The sequence below is a fragment of the Neisseria lactamica genome (assembly GCF_901482445.1).
GTDB classification, from domain to species: Bacteria; Pseudomonadota; Gammaproteobacteria; order Burkholderiales; family Neisseriaceae; genus Neisseria; species Neisseria lactamica.
In genome coordinates, this window is sequence record NZ_LR590477.1 from 1,340,843 (window position 1) to 1,361,737 (window position 20,895).

Sequence of the window (20,895 nt, forward strand, 5' to 3'; positions counted from 1 at the left end):
CCTATTCGCGCATATTTGCCCGCTCAACCTCTTTCCACGCTTCGAGAATCAGGCTGCCGTCGTTATCTTTCAAGAGCATTGCGTCGGAAAGCATACGCCGCCAAGTCCGCGCGCCTTTCAAGCCGTGCATCAGCCCGAGGCTGTGGCGGACGATGTGGCGCAAGATTGTGCCGCGTCCGGCTTGGATTTGGGCTTGACTGTATGTGTAGAGACGCTGCACCAAATCGGCGTATTCAATCGGGCTGCGGGTATCGCCGTAAAACAGCCTGTCCCATTCGCGCATCACCATCGGGTTGTGGTACGCCTCGCGCCCGACCATCACGCCGTCAACGTGTTGCAGGTGTCCGGCGATTGCTTCGTTGGTGGTGATGCCGCCGTTGATGATGATTTCCAGCTCGGGAAACTCTTGCTTGAGGCGGTAAACGTAATCGTATTTCAAGGGCGGAACGTCGCGGTTTTCTTTGGGCGAAAGACCGTCCAGCCAAGCGTTGCGGGCGTGGACGATAAAGGTTTTGCAGGCGGTTTTGTCGCGCAGCGTGCCGACGAAATCGGCAACGGTTTGGTATTCGGTCTGCCTGTCCACACCGATGCGGTGTTTGACGGTAACGGGAATACCGACCGCTTCCTGCATGGCGTTGAGGCAGTCGGCAACCAGCCCGACTTCGTTCATCAGGCACGCGCCGAACGAACCTTTCTGCACGCGCGGACTGGGGCAGCCGCAGTTGAGGTTGACCTCGTTGTAGCCGTATGCTTCGGCAGCTTTGGCGGCTTTCGCCAAATCGGACGGATCGCTGCCGCCCAGTTGCAGGGCGACGGGCTGCTCGCCTTCGTTAAACATCAAAAAGCGGTCTTTGTCGCCGTAAACAATCGCGCCGGCGTTGACCATTTCGCTGTACAGCCAAGTATTGCGGGTAATCTGGCGCGCCATATAACGGTAGTGCCTGTCCGTCCAGTCGAGCATCGGGGCGACGGACAGGCGGCGGGGAGGAAGGGTTTGCGTGTTGTCGTTCATTGTCGATATTTCATCATTGCGGATTCAATTTCAATCCGGAACAACCTTCATTTTTGGGGAAATCCGCGTCATGAAAGAGTCCAGCAGTATGGTTACCGGCCCGTCGTTGCAGAGCGACACCTGCATATGCGTACGGAAACGCCCTGTTTCGACATGAATCCCGTGTCCGCGCAACAGTTCTGCCGTATGCAGATAAAGCCGTTTTGCCTGTTCTGCAGGTGCGGCTTGCGAAAACGACGGCCGCCGGCCGCTTGCCGCATCGGCATAAAGCGTAAACTGCGACACCAGCAGCACGGATCCCCCGACATCTTTCAAAGACAGGTTCAGCTTGCCCGCTTCGTCTTCAAACACGCGCAAATGGGCAATTTTGTCGGCAATATATTGCGCATCTTTCTCGGTATCATCATGCGTTACACCGAGCAACACGACAAACCCGCCGTCAATTTTGCCGCAGGTTTCCGTGCCGTTTTCAGACACGACATCTACCTTCGCGCCCGTCGTTTTCTGTATCACCGCACGCATAAGCCGTCCTCCTTACCTGAACGTGCAATGCCGTCTGAAAGGCTTCAGACGGCATCGGTATCGGAAATGCCATTACGGTTTGACACCGTTTTCTTCCAAAAGGGCATCGACTTTCAAGCGGGCTTTTTCTTGTCTCAAACCCTGCTCCAATTGGTTTCTGACCAACTCGAAAGGTTGCGCGTCGGGGTTTTTCCCGATTTCGCTGAGTTTGAACAGATAATAGCGTTCGCCCAATTTGACCGGATCTCGGGTTACGTCGCCGCGATTCATCGCGGCAAACCGGGAAGCCAGCGGCTCGGGAAGCTGCTGCGCCATAATGAAACTGTCAAACGCCTGCTCGTCGTTCGGATAACGTTTCATTAATCCTTCAAAAGACAGGCCCTTCAGCAGAAGCTGCTGCGCCTGACGCGCCTCATCCTCCGTGGCAAAACCGACCTGCTGCAATTTGATCATGCGGATTTGCCGCTCATAAAACTGACGCAGTTCGCTTTCGGAAACCGTTTCCGAACGTTCCAAAAAGCGGACGTATTCTTGGGCGTAAAAAGACGCTTCGGCGATTTTAAAGCGGTTTTGAACGCCTTTATCCTTATCCAAACCCGCCTGCAATGCCCCGTTTTTCAAAACTTCCAAAGTTTGCAGCCGGCGGACGGCATCGTTCCGGATTGCCTGCCCGTCCGGTTTTTGGGATTGTTCCGTATGCAGGTCCGGCTGCCCCATAAGCTGCGCCACCACCTCGTCCACCAAAGCCGGGTCGATTTCGGGTACTTTGGCTGCCGCAAAACCTGCCAACATTGCAGCAATAACTGCGGCAGCGGTTTTTTTCTGTTTCATGGTATTCCCTGTCCTGTGCGGCGGCAAAACGCCTGTCTGAACGTCTTGCCGCCGTATCCCGTTTTCAGATTATTTTGCAGGTTTGATGTCTGCCTTGCCCAACAGCGCGCCGACGGCACGGTCGATCCGTTCCGCCTGAAGGTCGCCGGTAAGCTGTTCCTTCATTTCATCAAAGGAAGGCACTTTCACCTCGCGGCGGTCGTTGACATAATAAACGCCGTAGAAATCGCCGTTTTTCAGCGGCGTTGCCGTAAATTCGCCTTTTTTCAAGTCCTTAATTGCTTGATAAAGCGGCGGAACACCCTGTTCCAAATCTTTCAGCGGCACATATCCGTCCGGCTTGCCGGTCTGTTTGGTATGGTCGTTGAGGGAATATTGTTTCAAAACGGCATCAAAACCTTTTTTCGCCTTCAGGCCGGCAACCGCTTTTTTCGCATTGTCTTCCTTGTCGGTCAGGATTTCGCCCAACTGGACTTCCTGCGTACCTTTATAAAAACCTCTGATATTGTCATATGCGGCTTTTGCGTCCTGCTCTGAAACCGGCTGGGTTTTGGCGATATGCAGCGCGTATGCCCTGCCGTTCAAGCCATATTCTACCGCCTGCCAAACGGTTTTGAAGGACGGTTTTTTATCATCGCCCGACTTCTCCGCTTCGGCACGCAATTTGGCCAGCATGTCTTTAAACTCTGCCGACCGGTCGAGTTTCAAACGTTTGACCTCCTGCGCCACCACGGTGTGGGTGATTTCCTGATTCAGCAGTGCACGGCGCAACTGCGGGGAATCTTCGGCACTGCTGTTTTCCGCACGAAACGCGGCAACCTGGGCATCAATGACGCTGCTGTCGATTTTTTGACCGTTGACGGTTGCCAAAGTTTGGGCAAACAGGCTGCCGGAACAGGCAAGCAGTGCAACGGAAGTCAGGATTTTTGCTTTCATAATCTTCTCTCTTTAAATTTTAAATTGAAATGTTCGGGCAGACTTCATTCAGTCCGCCGTATGGAAATACTCGTCGGGGGCAGCCGCCCGGATGCCGAGCGCGTGGATGATGCCGTCTGAAAACAAATCTTTGAGCAGCGATTTGACCGTTTTCTGACGATTCAGACGGCTTGCGCCTTCAAAATGCCGGCTGACAACCAAAACGGCATAATGTCCGCCGCCGGTATTGCCCGCGTGTCCTTTGTGCAGATGGCTCTCATCGCCGATTTCCAACACCAGAGGATCGAGCGTCTGCAGGCGTTCGCGGATCAAATCGACGGACGGCATTATTTGAACACCGCTTTAAACGGCTTGATCAGCACTTCGCTATACACGCCGGCGTGAACATAGGGATCGTCTTCCGCCCAAGCCTGCGCCGCATCCAAAGACTCGAACTGCGCCACAATCAGACTGCCCGAAACACGTTCGGGATTGTCCGGCAGCGGGTTTGGGCCTGCCGTCAACAGCCGACCTTTCGACTTCAGCGTCTCCAGCCGTTTGAGGTGTTCGGGACGTGCCGCCATACGCGCCTCGTGCACATCCTCCCCGTCTGTTGCCAGCAACATAAAATATTCCACAGTCAATCCTCCTTTTTCAGATAGGTACTCAGATAAATACCCTGAATAATAAAGAAAACAAGCATCAGCGCAGTCGAACCGAACATCTTATAGTTAACCCATTGCGCTTCAAACCTAGTAAACACAAACCAGTTGGCAATACCCATAAAAATCAGAAAACCGACCCACATATAAGTCAATTTCGCCCATACGGCATCTGGAAGCTGAATCTCCCTGCCGATACTCGCCTTTAAACCGTTTTTACCCGCAAGGTGGCTGCCCAGCAGGAATAACGCCCCGCACCAGAACAATACTGTCGGCTTCCACATAATGAAGCGGCTGTCGCCCAAAACAATGGTTGCGCCGCCGAATACGACAATCAGCACCAGTCCGACCCACTGCATCGTATCCAGCTTTTTATATTTCCAATACAGAAAAGCCGCCTGAACCACACCGGCAACCAAGGCAACCGCCGTAGCGGCAATCATATTTTTGGTAACGGTATAAGTAGCAAAAAACAAGATGACAGACAAAAGGTCGCTGACAAATTTCATATCCAAATGAGAAAGCAAATCAAATAAACGCTAATCATACAGGCAGAACCCTATTTTTGCACCTGCAAAGCCAACAAATTTTGTTTTGTTTAATGAAAATATGCACAGATGTTTTTGAAAAAAGATGGAGATATGTCATAATTTGTAAAATTGGCTTTAAAATACAGCTTCGGCTGGGACCTCTGCCTATCCGCACCCTATCGTCCGTATTGCCGATGCCTGATGACGAAATTTACAGACTGTACGCGGTCAAACCGTATTCAGCCGCCAACCCACAGGGGATACATCTTGAAAAACAACAGACAAATCAAACTGATTGCCGCCTCCGTCGCACTTGCCGCATCCTTACAGGCGCACGCGGGGCTCAGCGGGCTGGATGTCCGTTCCAACCTTGACGAACCTTTTTCCGGCAGCATTACCGTAACCGGCGAAGAAGCCAAAGCCCTGCTAGGCGGCGGCAGCGTTACCGTTTCCGAAAAAGGCCTGACCGCCAAAGTCCACAAGTTGGGCGACAAAGCCGTCATTGCCGTTTCTTCCGCGCAGGCAGTCCGCGATCCCGTCCTGGTGTTCCGCATCGGTGCAGGCGCGCAGGTACGCGAATACACCGCCATCCTCGATCCTGTCGGCTACTCGCCCAAAACCAAATCTGCACTTTCAGACGGCAAGACACACCGCAAAACCACTCCGACAGCAGAGTCCCAAGAAAATCAAAACACCAAAGCCCTCCGCAAAACCGATAAAAAAGACAGCGCGAACGTAGCCGTCAAACCGGCGCATAACGGCAAAACCCATACCGTCCGCAAAGGCGAAACGCTCAAACAGATTGCCGCCGCCATCCGTCCGAAACACCTGACGCTCGAACAGGTTGCCGATGCGCTGCTGAAGGCAAACCCAAATGTTTCCGCACACGGCAGACTGCGTGCGGGCAGCGTCATCCAAATCCCGGACTTCAGCAAAATCAAGGCGGAAACCCCTAAAAAAATCAAGCCGGAACCTACCCCGCCAAAAACAGCGAAACCCCAAGCCGCACCCGTGCCGTCTGAAACGCCCAAACCGGCAGGAAAACCGGCATCCGTACCCGCCGAAACAGAAATGCCGGCTCCGGCAAAACACCGGCCCGAAACCGCGTCCGTGCCGTCTGAAACACCCGAACCGGCTGCCGAATCCGCGCCTCAAGAAGCTGCCGCTTCCGCAACTGCCGCAGAACCTGCCGGCGAAATTGCCGCAGAACCCGTTGCCGAACCCGCCGGCAAAGTTGCGCCCGAACCCGTTGCCGAACCTGCCGGACAGGCAGCCGCCGAAGAAGAAACCGAAAGCGGACTGTTTGACGGTCTGTTCGGCGTTTCGTACACCTTGCTGCTTGCCGGCGGAGGCGCGGCATTAATTGCCCTGCTGCTGCTTTTGCGCCTTGCCCGAACCAAACGCGCGCGCCGCACGGAAGAATCCGCCCTTGCAGAAGGTGCGGAATCCGGCCCGGACGGCGCATCGGACGACGGCATAGAAATCACCTTCTCCGAAACCGAAATCCCGACAGCGTCCGAAACCGCGCCCCAACCGGACGGGAATGCCCCGCTTGCCTTGGATGAAGAGGCCGAACAAACCTTGTCGGCGGAACAAACGTTCGATGTAGGTGCAGACACCCCTTCCGGCCATATCGATTTGGATTTCGACAGTTTGGAAACCGCGCAAAACGGCATCGTATCCGGCGCGCTTACCCGGGATGAAGAAACCCAAAACCGTGAGAATGCCGATTGGAACACCGTCGAATCCACAGACAGCGTGTACGAACCCGAAACCCCCAACCCGTACAATCCGGTCTCCATCGTCACCGATACGCCCGAACCGGATTTTACCGAAGGCAGACCGGAAACCGCCGGTGCAGATTCCGACGACATCCCTGCCGGCCACGAAGAGGCAACGCCCGCCCAATCCTTCTCAGGCACGCAGGTGCCTTCCGGACTGGCGGGATTCCTTAAAGGTTCCTCTCCCGAAACCATCTTGGAAAAAACCGTTGGCGAAGTCCAAACGCCGGAAGCGTTGCACGACTTCCTGAAAGTATATGAAACCGATACCGTTTCAGACAACGCGCCCGAAACGCCCGACTTCCACACCGCCGCAGACGATTTGTCCGCGCTGATGCAACCTTTTGAAACACCGGCTGTTGAGGAATTTAAAGCACCTGCCGTTGAGGAAAATACGGCGGAAACCGTTGCCGAAACGTCCGACTTCCACACCGCTGCCGACGATTTGTCCGCGCTGATGCAGCCTTTTGAAGCACCGGCTGCCGAAGAAAAAGCGGCGGAAACCGTTGCCGAAATGCCCGATTTCCACACCGTTGCAGACGATTTGTCCGCACTGCTTCAACCTTTTGAAACACCTGCCTTTGAGAAATTTGAAGCACCTGCTGTTGAAGAAAAAGCGGCGGAAACCGTTGCCGAAACGCCCGATTTCCACACCGCCGCAGACGATTTGTCCGCGCTGATGCAGCCTTTTGAAACACCGGCTGCCGAAGAAAAAGCGGCGGAAACTGTTGCCGAAACGCCCGATTTCCACACAGCCGCAGATGATTTGTCCGCGCTGATGCAGCCTTTTGAAACACCGGCTGCCGAAGAAAAAGCGGCGGAAATCACTTTGGAAACACCGGATTCCAACGTCCCCGAGGCAGACGCTTTGCCCGACTTTCTGAAAGACGGGGAAAAAGAAACGGTAGATTGGAGCATTTCCCTTGCCGAAGAAAATATCCCGAGCGCGGGTACCGGCTTTGCTTCGGAAGCTGCAGGTTCTGATACGCCTGCCGAAGCGAAATACGACCTTGCCGAAATGTATCTCGAAATCGGCGACCGCGATGCCGCTGCCGAAACCGTGAAAGAGTTGCTGGAAGAAGCGGAAGGCGATGTGTTGAAACGCGCCCAAACGTTGGCGCAGGAATTGGGTATTTGATCCGAATCCGCCCTTCGCAAACAAAAAGATGCCGTTTCCGACGGCATCTTTTTTTGCTTGGCTGCGTTTCAAATAGTGTCGATTTGCTTAGATGTTGTTTTAATGTGGCGCCGGCAGGCATAGCCGGCTTCAAGGTATTCAATAAGACGGCTTGCCGCCTGACTGAAAAATAATTGTCTTTCCCTTGCAAACAGTCGGAATCGGCGGATTGTTAACGCGGTTATTTTAAAATGGCTTTATTCAAACCCGCCTATTTTCAACACTATTTTGAAACACTGCCTTTGCTTTGTCTGTTTGATGCGGCGGAAGGATGGGAAAAACAGAGCAAGCCCGCATACCGCGCCCCGCAAAATTGGGATTCCTGCTGCGCCCGGTGGCATTTTGGCGGACAGCTTGCCGCCTGCCCGCCCTCCTTACTGCAAGCCCCTTACGCCTGATTATCCGATAACCGGATTGCCCGTCCGCGCACAAACCGCCGGCGGCAAAATGCCGTCTGAACCCCCAAAGGCTTCAGACGGCATTGGCTGCGGTATCAGGGTATCAGGCAGTTTGATAGGCAATCGAATCGTTACCGCTGTTTTTTTGGATAAACTCGATTTTGTAGCCGTCGGGATCTTCGACAAAGGCAATGACGGTTGTGCCGTGCTTCATCGGACCGGCTTCGCGGACGACGTTTCCGCCCTGCCGCTTCACACGTTCGCAGGCTTCGTAGGCATCGTCCACTTCAATGGCGATGTGTCCGAAAGCATTGCCCGAATCGTATTGCGCCGTGTCCCAGTTGTGGGTCAGTTCCAAAACGCTGCTGTCCGCCTCGTCGCCGTAACCGACAAAGGCAAGGCTGAACCTGCCTTCCGGATAATCCTTGCGGCGCAAAAGCCTCATCCCCAAAACGTTTTGGTAGAAATCAAGGGATTTTTCGAGATTGCCCACGCGGAGCATAGTATGGAGTAAGCGCATTTTTCGTGTTCCTCATTGGTGGCGGTTAAACTTCGATTTTATTCGGGGTAAACGTCTGCCATTTGTTGCAGGCGGGACAGTGCCAGAAAAAGGCTTGGGATTTGAAGTGGCAGTTGCGGCAACGGTACATCACGCTGCGCTGTAGCTGCCGTCCGATAACCGAACGCATCATATCGGCATCGGCTTTCCAGGCCGGATTCAAATCGCTGAGTTTCAAACCGAGCAGGCGGTACACGCCGTTAAGGTCGGGCCTGCGGCGGACAAGCTCCACGGCGGTTTGCGCGGCTTCTTTCTCGCCCTTGAGCAGCAGGGATTTTTCATACACGACCTGAATCAAATCCAATTCGGGGAAAGTCTGCATATATCCGGTCAGGCGGTCCAAGCCTTCTTCGGGCTTGCCCTGTGCGGCATAGGCCTCGTAAAGTTTTTCGCCGACCATACTCAAATAGGCGTGGTTTTGCTGTTCGATGGCGGCATAGGCATCGACGGCGGCGGGGAAATTGCCCAGCCTGTACTCGAGATCGCCCAAAATCATATTGGCACGGGTACATTTTTTATTGGCTTCCAAGGCTTTGCCGATATGGAAACGCGCCGCGTCGAAATTGGATTTGAACAGCGAGGCTTGTGCAAGCTCGCAATAAAATTGCGCGATTTCAAATTGATAAGTCTGCTCGTCATGACTGAGCAGCCGGGCGGTTTCAACCGCTTTTTCCCAATCCCTGTCCTGCTGGTAAATATGGAGCAGGTGCTGGCGGGCCTCGTGCGCCATTTCACCGTCTTGCAGCCCCAAAAAAATCTGTTCGGCACGATCGACCAAGCCCGCGCTTTGATAATTCCGCGCCAGCTCGAACAGGACGCGCGCGCGCTTTTCGCCGACCGTGTCGGGAGAATCGAGCATCGTCCGGTGTATATTGATGGCTTTGTCGTTTTCGCCGCGCTGGCGGTAAAGTTTGCCGAGGGTGAGGTTCAAATCATACGATTGCGGCCGGCCGTCGACGACTTCCGCCAACTCCCTTGCCGCGCGCCCGCTGTTGCGGTCGACCAAAGCGTCCAGGCTTTTATAAAATCCCGAAGGGATGCTTTTTGCCTGCTTTAACACGGTCTTCATATCCACACGGGCGGCAAACCAGCCCATTGCGAAAAAGACGGGCAAAAGGATAATCGGCAGCAGGATAATCCACAATTCGTTGTCCATATCGGCTTTCTTAAGGCTGTTTGGCGGATTCGGCGGTATTTTGTGCCGCCTGTGCGTTTGAAGCCGGCTCTGTCAGACGCGCGTCTTTCCTGATTTGGGCGCGCAACCGGCCGTTTTCGGCGCGCGACGACAGCAGCCTGACGAACAGGGCGGACATTCCGAGGACGATGCCCGCCGCAAACGCGCAGAACAGGGCGGCAATCAACGGCAAATCGAATTTCTGCCCCGGCAGGTAGGAAAAGGAAACGGTATCGGTATTGAGGACGGCAAGCAGCAGGAAGAGCAGCAGGATAATGATTTTGACGACGGTATAAATAAGTTTCATATGCGTTCCGCAGGTAAGACAGACGGGCGGCACACCCAAACGGTAAGGCAGCCGGATTGTGCAAGTTTAAACGATTTGGACGCTTCCGGATAGGGAAGCCGCTGACACGGGCAGGCAGGCAATGCTAAAATATGCAAAGACAAACTCCCCGCGCCGATACAGAAATGCCATGCAATCAATCAATCAATCAATCAATAAAATTGTAGGCTTTGCCCGAACCTGCCGCAAGCCTGACGAGGTATTTGATTTTCTCACGCGCCACGCCGTCCCCTTCTCCCCCATCGGTGGGATGACCAACCAAAATATCCTGCTGGATCTGCCCGGCGGGAAATTCGTCCTGCGCCTGCCCCATCACTCCCGTGCCGCCTTGATCGACCGGGGGCACGAGGCGTTCAACAATGATTTGGCGTACCGCGCCGGTTTGAATGTGGAAACGCCCGTTTTGGATGTGCGGAGCGGCGTGAAGCTGACGCGTTATCTGGAAAATGCCGCGCCCTTAAATCAAACGCAACTGCAAGACGGACGCTGCCTGCGCCTGGTCGCGGGCAACCTGCGCCGGCTGCACGGCGGAAACTTTGCCTTCCGCAACACATTCAATGCCTTTGACGCATTCCGCCGGTATTTTTCCTTATTGCAGGACAAGGATTTGTTCCTGAAGGCGGACGCGCGTATGGACAGGCTTGCGGATGCTTTTTGGCGGCTGGAAGGCGTATGCCGGAAACTGCCCCTGCGCCCGTGCCACAATGATTTGGTACCGGAAAATATGCTGTTGCAGGGGGAGAGGCTGTTTTTTATCGATTGGGAGTATTCGGGTATGAACGACCCCTTGTTCGACCTTGCCGCCGTTATCGAGGAGGGGCGGATGCCGTCTGAAGCGACAGACTGCCTGCTGGAAGCCTATTTTGCCGGCGGGGCTTCAGACTGCATTTCGGCGCGGGACGCGGCGGCGCGCCTGACCATCCACCGTTTTTGCCAAAACGTGCTGTGGTTTTTGTGGACGAAGGTTAAAGAGGAACAGGGTGAAGATTTCGGCGGTTATGCGGCACGGCGGCTGGCTGCTGCGTTTGAACTGTCGGCGGTGCTGCCGTGATGCGTGGCTGTCTGTTCGGAGCGGCCTCGGCGGTATTTTGGGCGGCTTCCGGCCTATTGTTCGACCGTTTGCCGTTTGCGCGCGGCGCGGCATTCGGACAGATGGTTTTTTTGCTGTTTTTGATTGATTTGTGTTCTTTGTCGGCAGTGTGGGCGTGGTTGGGGCGCAGCAGGCGGCCGGGGTTTCGCGGCTGTTTTTGGCGACCCGTGTTGTCGGGGCTGCTCGGCGGGCCGGTCGGTATGTCGGCATACCTCTTGGGCATCCATTACCTGACGGTATATTATGCCGCGCCTTTATCGTCCCTGTTCCCCGTATTGGCGGCGGCTTTGTCGGCTTGGTTTTTAAAGGAACGCACGGGAGCGGCGGCGCGTGCCGGTTTCGCGCTGGCGGTACTCGCTTCGGCTGGCTTGGCGGCGGATGCGGGCGGACGGGGCGGACTGAACGCTTTGGGGCTGGTTTGTATCGCGGTGTGCGTTTCGGGCTGGTCGCTCGAGGTTGTTTTGTCTGCCCGGACGATGCGTACGCTCTCCGGCCTTCAGGTTTATTGTTTGCGCCTGTGCGGATCGGTATGCGGCTACCTGCTGATTCTCGTTTTCCTGTCTGCCCGGGGGTTTTCTTTAAACCCCTCCGATTTTCACGACGCGCGCATCATCGGCATCATTGCCTTCGGCGCGTTGTCTTATGCCTGTTATTATCAGGCGATTTATCTGTTGAAACCCCTCAAGGCGATGGCTTTGAACATTACCTACCCTGTTTGGGCGATGGCTTTGGGGTTTTTCGTTTACCGCCACCCGGTTCCGCCGTCCGCCATAATGTGGGCGGTTTTGTTGGGAGCCGGCGCGGCATTGAGCCTGTATGGGCGGGAAGGTGAAATATGAATGCCATTATTTTGGCGGCGGGGCTGGGCAGCCGCTTTAAAGAAATGACGCAAACCGTCCACAAAGCCCTTTTGGACATCTGCGGCACGCCCAACCTCGAAAGGACGCTGTCCTTCCTGCGCGAAGCCGGCATAAGCAATATCGCCGTCGTGACCGGCCATTTGCACCGGCAATTCGATTATCTTCAAGAAAAATACGGCTGTATTTTGATTCACAACGAAAAATATCGGGAATACAACAGCATCTATTCCTTTTCGCTGGCGCGTGATTTTTTCAACGGCTGCTACGTCGTCGATGCTGACGTGGTGCTCGGACGCAATATTTTTTTAAACCGTCCGCGGCACAGCACCTATTTCACCGTCGTCCGCGCCCGCACGCACAACGAATGGCTGCCTGTTTCAGACGGCATCGGACGGGTCGTCCGCATCGACATCGGTTCCCAATCCCGCCCCAGCCTGTCGGGCGTGTCTTACTGGACGGCGGAAGACTGCCGCACCGTCTTAAACCTGCTCGGGGCATACACCGGCGCGGAACGCTTGGAAAACCCCAAACTCTATTGGGACAACATCCCGATGGAACACCTCGGCAAACTGGACATCCGCACCGAGCTGCTCGGCAGCGGCGACATATTTGAAATGGACGACCAAGAAGACTACCGCGCCATCTTGCGGCAGCTCGCCCCCCTTCGGCAGCGGCAATGTCCCGACACGCAAGGCGGCACATAAAGCGCGGCCCTGCCGTATTGCCCGAACAGTTTTGCCGCTGCGGATGACGGCGTTCCAACCGTAAAGAAAAGCAATGCGCCCCTTTGACGGGGTGCAATATATAAGTGCAATATATAAGGAATTTAAATGAAAAAACTGACACTCAGGGAACAACAGCTTGTCTGCCTCGACATTTTGGACGATTTCCACGCCCTGTGCGAACGGCACGGCATCCGCTATTCGCTCGGCGGCGGCACACTGATCGGCGCGATACGCCACCAAGGCTTCATCCCTTGGGACGACGACATCGACGTTTATATGCACTTCGACGAATACCAAAAATTTGTCGATGCTTGGCAAAAAACCGCGCACCCGCATTATTTTTTGGAAACCATCGAAGACATACGCGCCCGGCACAGCGGCGAAATGGCAAAAATCTTCGATCCCCGTGCGGAACTCATCGACGCATACGGCAAAAAAAGCCCTTTATTTATCGACATTTTCATTTATGACGGCGTACCTGACGAACCAAAAACCATTTTCCGTATGATGAAAAGACACCGCCGCATCAAGCTGCGTTTTTCTTCCTGCAAAAAAAGGTGGCTGAGGGCAAAAGAAGGCGGCCTGAAACACAAAATTTTTGCCGTTTTAAGTCGTTTCCTGTTTGACAAAATGACGCAAAACCTTCAGCAATTTCGAGCCGCCTATCCCATTCGGGAATGCGGTTTCATCGGCTTGGTTTTGTCCGATTACGGCGGCTGGCGGAAATCCTATATGCCCAAAAAATATTTCGACAGCGTCGTCTATAAAACATTCGAGGGCAGGCAGTTTCAAGTGATGAATGGCTACCACGAACACCTGACGCAATATTACGGCGACTATATGCGGCTGCCGCCCGAAGAAGAACAGAAACCGCACCATACGTCCGAAGCATACCTGTTGTCCGAATGAGCGCGGGCGGCGGGCAGATTGTCATCCGTCCCCGATACGGATTAAAATGTCCGAATACATATCCGAACAAGAAAGGCTTTACATCATGAGCAGACCCGTACCCGCCGTATTCGGCAGCGTTTTTCACGCCCAAATGCCCGTCCTCGCCTACCGCGAAGGCAAATGGCAGCCGACCGAATGGCAATCTTCCCAAGACCTCTCCCTCGCACCGGGTGCGCACGCCCTGCACTACGGCAGCGAATGCTTTGAAGGTTTGAAGGCCTTCCGTCAGGCAGACGGCAAAATCGTGCTGTTCCGTCCGACCGCCAATATCGCGCGTATGCGGCAAAGTGCGGACATTTTGCACCTGCCGCGCCCCGAAACCCAAGCTTATCTCGACGCACTAATCGAATTAGTCAAACGTGCGGCAGACGAGATTCCCGATGCGCCTGCCGCCCTGTACCTGCGTCCGACCTTAATCGGTACCGATCCCGTTATCGGCAAGGCCGGTTCTCCTTCCGAAACCGCCCTGCTGTATATTTTGGCTTCCCCCGTCGGCGACTATTTCAAAGTCGGCTCGCCCGTCAAAATTTTGGTGGAAACCGAACACATCCGCTGCGCCCCGCATATGGGCCGCGTCAAATGCGGCGGCAACTACGCTTCCGCCATGCACTGGGTGCTGAAGGCGAAAGCCGAATACGGCGCAAACCAAGTCCTCTTCTGCCCGAACGGCGACGTGCAGGAAACCGGCGCGTCCAACTTTATCCTGATTAACGGCGATGAAATCATTACCAAACCGCTGACCGACGAATTTTTGCACGGCGTTACCCGCGATTCCGTACTGACGGTTGCCAAAGATTTGGGCTATACCGTCAGCGAACGCAATTTCACGGTTGACGAACTCAAAGCTGCGGTGGAAAACGGTGCGGAAGCCATTTTGACCGGTACGGCAGCCGTCATCTCCCCCGTTACTTCCTTCGTCATCAGCGGCAAAGAAATCGAAGTGAAAAGCCAAGAACGCGGCTATGCCATCCGTAAGGCGATTACCGACATCCAGTATGGTTTGGCGGAAGACAAATACGGCTGGCTGGTTGAAGTGTGCTGATGCTTTAAATAAAAAAAATGCCGTCTGAAACCCGTTTGGCGTTTCAGACGGCATTTTCGCATCCGAACCGTTTCCGCCGCACCTGTAGCAAGTCGGGCATTTCCCTAGAAATACGCTTCAGACGGCAAAACGCCGCCCGAAACCGATATGCGGCACGGACGGCGCACAGATTTGGAAACGGCGGATTATCCCTCGGTGCTCAAGGCATTGATGCTGTAACCGCCGTCAACGTAAGTGATTTCGCCGGTAATGCCGGACGACAGGTCGGACAGCAGGAAGGCGGCGGTATTGCCGACTTCTTCGATGGTAACGTTGCGGCGCAGCGGATTGTGGGCGGCGACGTGTCCCAAGAGTTTGCCGAAATCGGCGATGCCGGAGGCGGCAAGCGTTTTGATCGGGCCTGCGGAAATGCCGTTGCAGCGGATGCCTTCTTTGCCCAAACAGGCGGCGGTAAAGCGGATGCCCGCCTCAAGGCTGGCTTTTGCCATACCCATCACGTTGTAATTCGGAATCGCGCGCACCGCGCCCAAGTAGCTCAGGGCGACGATGGCGGAGTTTCTGCCGCGCATCATCGGACGGGCGGCTTTTGCCAATGCGGGCAGGCTGTATGCGGAAATTTCGTGTGCGGTGTTGAACGCTTCGCGGCTGATGCTGTCGAGGAAATCGCCGCTCAAGGCTTCTTTCGGCGCGAAGCCGATGGAATGCACCAAACCGTCCAAGCCGTCCCAATGTTTGCCCAAATCGGCGAACACTTGGTTGATTTCGTCGTCGCTGGCGACATCGCAGCGGAATACGAGTTCGGAATCCAATTCCGCCGCCATTTTGCGGACGCGCTCTTCCAGTTTGTCCACAACGTAGGTAAACGCCAGTTCCGCGCCTTGTTCGCGGCAGGCTTTGGCGATGCCGTAAGCGATGGAACGCTCGGAAATCATGCCGGTAATCAGAATTTTTTTGCCTTGCAGAAAACCCATTTTGTATCCTTCAAATAGTGTTCGGTTCGTTCTAAACCGTTGATTATAGCAAATTGTCCCTGTTTCTGTGTTTTCACGTTGCAGCGTGCAAACGGCAATGCCGTCTGAAGCGGATTTCAGACGGCATTGGACGTTTCAAATACGGTTTAAGGCATCAGATGCCGCGCAACAATTCGTTCACGCTGGTTTTCGCACGGGTTTGCGCATCCACGCGTTTGACGATGACGGCGCAGTAGAGGCTGTGGCTGCCGTCTTTGGAAGGCATACTGCCGGACACGACGACCGAACCGGCCGGTACGCGGCCTTGATAAATTTCGCCGGTGGTGCGGTCGAAGATTTTGGTGGATTGACCGATGAACACGCCCATCGAAATCACGCTGCCTTCTTCGACAATCACGCCTTCGACGATTTCGGAACGCGCACCGATGAAGCAGTTGTCTTCAATGATGGTGGGTGCGGCCTGCAGGGGTTCGAGTACGCCGCCGATGCCGACACCGCCGCTCAAGTGCACATTTTTACCGATTTGCGCGCAAGAACCGACGGTCGCCCAAGTATCGACCATCGCGCCTTCATCGACGTATGCGCCGATGTTGACATAAGACGGCATCAGCACGACATTTTTCGCCACAAAGCTGCCGCGTCGGGCAACCGCACCCGGAACGGCGCGGAAACCGGCGGCGCGGAATTCGTCTTCAGACCAATCGGCAAACTTGGTCGGCACTTTGTCAAAGTATTTGTTCACGCCATCGTTGAGGACTTCGTTGTCTTGGATGCGGAAGGACAGCAACACGGCTTTTTTTGCCCATTCGTTGACTTTCCACTCGCCCACGCCCAAGCGTTCGGCGACGCGCAGTTTGCCGGAGTCGAGTTGGCGGATGGTTTCCAACACGGCTTCTTTAACTTCGGGAGTAACGGTGGTCGGGGTGATGTCCGCGCGGTTTTCAAAGGCGGTTTCGATGATGTTTTGCAAAGACATAAAGTTTCCTTATGTGAGATGTTTCGTGGGACGTTTGCCGGTATTTTCAGGCAGTATGTTCATTTGAAATGAATGCGCTATTGTGCCACGCAAACGCATATTCGTCAGCAATACGCGGGCGGTTGCCGAACATTGGCGTTTCGGAATCGGGCGGGCGGCAGGCATTGCCTTTTCCGCACCCGAATCAATACAGAACGGCGGCGGCACTTTTATGCCGCGCCGCCGCCTTTCAGACGGCATTCGCGGTAAAACGCCATCAGCCCTTCGGTCGAGGCATCGTGTACGGACGTGCCGCCTTCCAGTTCGCCGATGATGGTTTTCGCCAACTGTTTGCCGTATTCCACACCCCACTGATCGAAGGGGTTGATGTTCCAGATTACGCCTTGTACAAAAGTTTTGTGTTCGTAAGCCGCCATCAGCATACCCAGATTGTAGGGCGTGAGGCGGTCGAGCAGGATGCTGTTGCTGGGGCGGTTGCCGGGGAACTCTTTGTGCGGCGCAAGGCGTTCGCGTTCCGCTTCGGGCAAATCTGCCAGTTCGGCGCGTGCTTCGTCCAAGGTTTTGCCCTTCATCAGGGCTTCCGCTTGGGCAAAGGCGTTGGCAACGGTAAAACGGCTGCGTCCGTCCTCCCTGCCCTGCGCCGTCATCGGGACGATAAAATCGCAGGGAATCAGGCGCGTGCCTTGGTGGAGCAGTTGGAAATAGGCGTGCTGGCAGTTGACCCCTTCACCGCCGAACACGATGCCGCCCGTTTTGCACACGGCGGGACTGCCGTCTGAAGCGCGGCTTTTGCCCAAACTCTCCATATCGAGCTGGTTCAGCCACGCCGGCAGCAGGCGCAGGTTGTGGCTGTACGGAACGGCGGTCTGCCCGTCCGCGTGTTGGAAATTGTTGTACCACACGGCAATCAGCGCCATCAGAACGGGAATGTTGCGGCGCGGCGGCGTGTGGAAAAAATGCCTGTCCATCGCGTGCGCCCCCGCCAACAACTCGCGGAAACGCGCCCCGCCGACCGCAACCATCACGGGCAGACCGACGGGCGACCAGACGGAATAGCGTCCGCCCACCCAGTCGTACATCGCAAACACGCGTTCCGCCGCGATACCAAAAGCCGCAGCTGCCGCAGTGTCGGCAGATACCGCGCAAAAATGGCGCGCCGTTTCGGATTCCGAGAACCCCGCGCCGCGATACCACGCCTTGACCGCCTCTGCATTGAGCAGGGTTTCGGGCGTTTTGAAAGACTTGCTGGCAACGCAAAACACCGTCGTTTCGGGGTTCAGACGGCATAAAACCGCATCCAGGCAGGCAGGGTCGGCGTTGGCGGCAAAATGGACGGCGATATGCCGTCTGAACGGCTCAAGCGCCTGCACGCACATTGCCGGCCCGAGGTCGGATCCGCCTATGCCGATGTGGACAAAATCCGTAATCCGCCTTCCCGTCGCCCCCTTGTACGAACCATCGTCCAAACTGTATGCAAACTCCAACGCACGATTTAACTCGCGGCGGATTTCGGGCAACACGTCCCTGCCGTCCGCATAAACGGCATCCGCACCGTCGGGCAGGCGCAAAGCCGTATGCAGCGCGGCACGCCCCTCGCTGCCGTTGACTTTCGCACCCGTCCGCAAAGCACGCATTTTCCCTTCCAAATCCGCCGTCTCCGCAAGACGGCAGAGCAGTTGCAGCGTATCTTCGCCCAAACGGTTTTTGCTGTAATCGAACAACATACCGCCCAGCCGTTCGTGCATACGGTCAAAGCGGTCCGGTTCGCAGGCAAAGCGGTCGCGCAAAAGGATGTGGCGCGTATCCTGATGATGTTGTTCGAGCACCCGCCACGCCCGGGCAAAAGCATCCATGATTTTCCTTGATTCCAAATTCGGATTAAAAATATAACAGGATGCAGTGTAACAAACGAAAGCTGCTTTGGCGAATCTCCAAAACACCGCCCGCCGCGTCCGATAGCGCCTTATTTCCATATGGCGGAAATACCCTCCGGCCGGCATTTGACCCACAACAATATCCTGCAAGATTTATTGTGTACGCATAAATGCCGGACAGCCGTTTAATAAGGTATAATCGCACCCGATTCCGTCCCGTTTGCCGCCCGCAGGCGGGATGTCGGCGGTTTCCATCTTACCGGGAACACGCCGATACTGTTTTTTAACGATATTTCTTACATTTTATTCCAATTACTTTACGGGGCTAGAATATGGCTAAAAATGGGGGATTTTCTTTGTTCGCAAAGAAAGAAAAACGCTTTATCTTTGAAGGCAGGCATTCCGCCTCCGACAAACTGGTCAACGGCGAAGTATCTGCGTTTACCGAAGAAGAGGCACGCAAAAAACTCGCCAAACGCGGCATCCGCCCGCTGCAGGTTACCCGTGTGAAAACAAGCTCCAAGCGCAAAATCACACAAGAAGACATCACCGTCTTCACCCGCCAGCTGTCCACGATGATTAAAGCGGGCCTGCCGCTGATGCAGGCATTTGAAATCGTGGCGCGCGGACACGGCAACCCGTCTATGACGGAAATGCTGATGGAAATCCGCAGCAATGTGGAACAGGGCAGCACGTTGAGCCGCGCATTCTCGAACCACCCTAAATATTTCGACCGCTTCTACTGCAACCTGGTTGCGGCGGGCGAAACGGGCGGCGTGTTGGAAAGCCTGTTGGACAAATTGGCAGTCTATAAAGAAAAAACCCAGGCCATCCGCAAAAAGGTAAAAACCGCGCTGACCTATCCGGTATCCGTCATCGCCGTCGCCATCGGTTTGGTATTCGTGATGATGATTTTCGTACTGCCCGCCTTTAAAGAGGTTTACGCCAATATGGGCGCGGAGCTTCCCGCACTGACCCAAACAGTGATGGATATGTCCGACTTTTTCGTCTCATACGGCTGGATGGTGCTGATCGCACTCGGCTTTGCCATATACGGCTTCCTCAAATTGAAGGCGCGTTCGATTAAAATCCAACGGCGTATGGATGCCCTGCTGCTGCGTATGCCGATTTTCGGAGACATCGTCCGTAAAGGGACGATTGCCCGCTGGGGCAGGACGACGGCGACACTGATTGCGGCAGGCGTGCCTTTGGTCGATGTATTGGACTCCACTGCCGGCGCGGCGGGCAATTTAATCTATGAAGAAGCCACCCGGGAAATCCGTACGCGCGTCATCCAAGGTTTGTCTATGACTTCGGGGATGCGTGCGACGGAACTGTTCCCCAATATGATGGTGCAGATGTCCTCCATCGGCGAGGAATCGGGTTCTTTGGACGATATGCTCAACAAAGCCGCCGAATTTTACGAAGACGAGGTGGATAATGCGGTCGGCCGACTGTCCGCTATGATGGAGCCGATTATTATTGTGATTTTGGGCTTGGTCATCGGTACGCTTCTGGTCGCTATGTATCTGCCGCTGTTTAATTTGGGCAACGTGGTCGGCTGACCCGTCATATGGATCCGGCGCGGATTGGTTCTGCGCCGGTTTGTTTTTGCTTTGAATATATCGAGGGCAAAATATGTTTGCTTTATCTGTACTGCCTCCGTTTGCCGTACCTTTGGCAGCGGTGTTGGGACTGCTGGTCGGCAGTTTCCTGAATGTCGTCATTTACCGCGTACCCGTGATGATGGAGCGCGGTTGGACGGTATTTGCCAAAGAACATTTAAACCTGCCGCTGACCGATGAGGAAAGCCGCACCTTCAACCTGATGAAGCCGGATTCCTGCTGTCCGAAATGCCGTGTGCCGATACGCGCGTGGCAGAACATCCCGATTGTCAGCTACCTGCTCCTGCGCGGCAAATGCGCCTCCTGCCAAACCAAAATCAGCATACGCTACCCCTCTATCGAGCTGCTGACCGGCGTATTGTTCGGGCTGGTCGCCTGGCAATACGGCTGGTCTTGGATTACGCTGGGCGGATTGGTACTGACCGCGTTTCTGATTTCCCTGACCTTTATCGATGCGGACACCCAATACCTGCCCGACTCGATGACATTACCCTTGATTTGGCTGGGGCTGATATTTAATTTGGACGGCGGCTTCGTGCCTTTGCAGTCTGCCGTTTTAGGTGCGGTTGCCGGCTATGGTTCATTATGGCTCTTATGTGCGGTGTATAAACTGCTCACAGGAAAAACCGGTATGGGCAACGGAGATTTCAAACTGATTGCCGCATTGGGCGCGTGGCTCGGCATATCCGCATTGCCCGTGCTGATTTTTGTTTCCTCGCTGATCGGTTTGGTCGCGGCAATCGTTATGCGCGTCGCCAAGGGGCAGCATTTTGCCTTCGGCCCCGCACTGACAGTTTCAGGCTGGATAATTTTTACGGCAAACGATTCCGTATGGCGGGCGGTCAACTGGTGGCTGACCCATCCGGTGCTGTAA

23 protein-coding genes are annotated in these 20,895 nt (G+C 55.0%); 9 read left to right on the forward strand and 14 right to left on the reverse strand.

Going from position 1 to position 20,895, the window contains the following annotated elements:
• Position 1: 1 nt before the first annotated feature.
• The 7 genes from dusA to FGL10_RS07065 all read right to left on the reverse strand — a co-directional run bounded on the left by dusA (position 2) and on the right by FGL10_RS07065 (position 4,451).
• The gene (dusA, locus tag FGL10_RS07035; RefSeq protein WP_003711211.1) at positions 2-1,012 is read right to left on the reverse strand and encodes a tRNA dihydrouridine(20/20a) synthase DusA; all 1,011 of its coding nucleotides are present in this window, start codon (positions 1,010-1,012) and stop codon (positions 2-4) included.
• Between the two features lie 30 nt (positions 1,013-1,042).
• A complete protein-coding gene (dtd, locus tag FGL10_RS07040) occupies positions 1,043-1,534 on the reverse strand; it encodes a D-aminoacyl-tRNA deacylase (protein WP_003711210.1) in 492 nt (163 codons plus the stop codon).
• A 72-nt stretch (positions 1,535-1,606) separates the two neighbouring features.
• Entirely contained in the window at positions 1,607-2,365 is a 759-nt protein-coding gene (locus FGL10_RS07045) for a peptidylprolyl isomerase (RefSeq protein ID WP_003711209.1), read from the reverse strand.
• A 69-nt stretch (positions 2,366-2,434) separates the two neighbouring features.
• Positions 2,435-3,301, reverse strand: coding sequence for a peptidyl-prolyl cis-trans isomerase (locus FGL10_RS07050; protein WP_003711208.1), 867 nt, complete (start codon positions 3,299-3,301; stop codon positions 2,435-2,437).
• Between the two features lie 48 nt (positions 3,302-3,349).
• Complete coding sequence (locus FGL10_RS07055; protein WP_003711207.1) at positions 3,350-3,628, reverse strand: BolA family protein; 279 nt, start codon at positions 3,626-3,628, stop codon at positions 3,350-3,352.
• Positions 3,628-3,918, reverse strand: a complete 291-nt coding sequence (locus tag FGL10_RS07060; protein ID WP_171007433.1) for a YciI family protein — start codon at positions 3,916-3,918, stop codon at positions 3,628-3,630. The genes FGL10_RS07055 and FGL10_RS07060 overlap by 1 nt, the downstream gene beginning before the upstream one ends.
• Before the next feature lie 2 nt (positions 3,919-3,920).
• The gene (locus tag FGL10_RS07065; protein ID WP_003711205.1) at positions 3,921-4,451 is read right to left on the reverse strand and encodes a septation protein A; all 531 of its coding nucleotides are present in this window, start codon (positions 4,449-4,451) and stop codon (positions 3,921-3,923) included.
• 288 nt (positions 4,452-4,739) lie between these two features.
• Here FGL10_RS07065 and tspA point away from each other — a divergent pair, with 288 nt between their 5' ends.
• Entirely contained in the window at positions 4,740-7,391 is a 2,652-nt protein-coding gene (gene tspA / locus FGL10_RS07070) for a FimV/HubP family polar landmark-like protein TspA (protein WP_036475181.1), read from the forward strand.
• 230 nt (positions 7,392-7,621) lie between these two features.
• Entirely contained in the window at positions 7,622-7,828 is a 207-nt protein-coding gene (locus FGL10_RS07075) for a hypothetical protein (RefSeq protein WP_003710953.1), read from the forward strand.
• A 103-nt stretch (positions 7,829-7,931) separates the two neighbouring features.
• Here the strand turns inward: FGL10_RS07075 and gloA are convergent, their stop codons facing one another.
• Genes gloA through FGL10_RS07090 form a run of 3 tightly spaced genes read right to left on the reverse strand, consistent with a single transcriptional unit; the run spans position 7,932 to position 9,868 of the window.
• Positions 7,932-8,348, reverse strand: coding sequence for a lactoylglutathione lyase (gene gloA / locus FGL10_RS07080; RefSeq protein ID WP_036470332.1), 417 nt, complete (start codon positions 8,346-8,348; stop codon positions 7,932-7,934).
• A 25-nt stretch (positions 8,349-8,373) separates the two neighbouring features.
• A complete protein-coding gene (gene lapB / locus FGL10_RS07085; protein ID WP_003710955.1) occupies positions 8,374-9,543 on the reverse strand; it encodes a lipopolysaccharide assembly protein LapB in 1,170 nt (389 codons plus the stop codon).
• Positions 9,544-9,553: 10 nt separating this feature from the next.
• Positions 9,554-9,868 (reverse strand): LapA family protein, encoded by a 315-nt coding sequence (locus tag FGL10_RS07090; RefSeq protein WP_003710956.1) that lies wholly within the window; start codon positions 9,866-9,868, stop codon positions 9,554-9,556.
• A gap of 169 nt (positions 9,869-10,037) precedes the next feature.
• Here FGL10_RS07090 and FGL10_RS07095 point away from each other — a divergent pair, with 169 nt between their 5' ends.
• From FGL10_RS07095 to ilvE, 5 genes are all read left to right on the forward strand, one after another.
• Positions 10,038-10,958 (forward strand): choline/ethanolamine kinase family protein, encoded by a 921-nt coding sequence (locus tag FGL10_RS07095; RefSeq protein ID WP_179951443.1) that lies wholly within the window; start codon positions 10,038-10,040, stop codon positions 10,956-10,958.
• Positions 10,958-11,836, forward strand: a complete 879-nt coding sequence (locus FGL10_RS07100; RefSeq protein WP_003710962.1) for a DMT family transporter — start codon at positions 10,958-10,960, stop codon at positions 11,834-11,836. Before FGL10_RS07095 ends, FGL10_RS07100 begins: the two co-directional genes overlap by 1 nt.
• Positions 11,833-12,561: an NTP transferase domain-containing protein gene (locus FGL10_RS07105; protein WP_003710964.1), complete on the forward strand. Its 729-nt coding sequence runs from the start codon at positions 11,833-11,835 to the stop codon at positions 12,559-12,561. Before FGL10_RS07100 ends, FGL10_RS07105 begins: the two co-directional genes overlap by 4 nt.
• A gap of 126 nt (positions 12,562-12,687) precedes the next feature.
• Positions 12,688-13,491, forward strand: coding sequence for a LicD family protein (locus FGL10_RS07110; protein ID WP_003710966.1), 804 nt, complete (start codon positions 12,688-12,690; stop codon positions 13,489-13,491).
• 85 nt (positions 13,492-13,576) lie between these two features.
• On the forward strand, positions 13,577-14,575 hold the full coding sequence (ilvE, locus tag FGL10_RS07115) for a branched-chain-amino-acid transaminase (RefSeq protein ID WP_036470345.1): 999 nt from the start codon (positions 13,577-13,579) through the stop codon (positions 14,573-14,575).
• A 185-nt stretch (positions 14,576-14,760) separates the two neighbouring features.
• Here the strand turns inward: ilvE and fabI are convergent, their stop codons facing one another.
• From fabI to pgi, 4 genes are all read right to left on the reverse strand, one after another.
• The gene (gene fabI / locus FGL10_RS07120; protein ID WP_002223367.1) at positions 14,761-15,546 is read right to left on the reverse strand and encodes an enoyl-ACP reductase FabI; all 786 of its coding nucleotides are present in this window, start codon (positions 15,544-15,546) and stop codon (positions 14,761-14,763) included.
• A 154-nt stretch (positions 15,547-15,700) separates the two neighbouring features.
• Positions 15,701-16,522: a 2,3,4,5-tetrahydropyridine-2,6-dicarboxylate N-succinyltransferase gene (gene dapD / locus FGL10_RS07125; protein ID WP_003710970.1), complete on the reverse strand. Its 822-nt coding sequence runs from the start codon at positions 16,520-16,522 to the stop codon at positions 15,701-15,703.
• Between the two features lie 9 nt (positions 16,523-16,531).
• Positions 16,532-16,762 carry a hypothetical protein gene (locus FGL10_RS07130; RefSeq protein WP_036475185.1) on the reverse strand — a complete coding sequence of 77 codons (231 nt, stop codon included), beginning with the start codon at positions 16,760-16,762 and terminating at the stop codon, positions 16,532-16,534.
• Positions 16,732-18,375 (reverse strand): glucose-6-phosphate isomerase, encoded by a 1,644-nt coding sequence (pgi, locus tag FGL10_RS07135; protein ID WP_036475187.1) that lies wholly within the window; start codon positions 18,373-18,375, stop codon positions 16,732-16,734. The genes FGL10_RS07130 and pgi overlap by 31 nt, the downstream gene beginning before the upstream one ends.
• Positions 18,376-18,728: 353 nt before the next feature.
• Between pgi and pilG the strand changes: the two genes are divergently transcribed.
• Both pilG and FGL10_RS07145 read left to right on the forward strand, forming a co-directional pair.
• On the forward strand, positions 18,729-19,961 hold the full coding sequence (pilG, locus tag FGL10_RS07140) for a type 4 pilus assembly protein PilG (protein ID WP_003710974.1): 1,233 nt from the start codon (positions 18,729-18,731) through the stop codon (positions 19,959-19,961).
• A gap of 73 nt (positions 19,962-20,034) precedes the next feature.
• Positions 20,035-20,895 (forward strand): prepilin peptidase, encoded by an 861-nt coding sequence (locus FGL10_RS07145; protein ID WP_003710975.1) that lies wholly within the window; start codon positions 20,035-20,037, stop codon positions 20,893-20,895.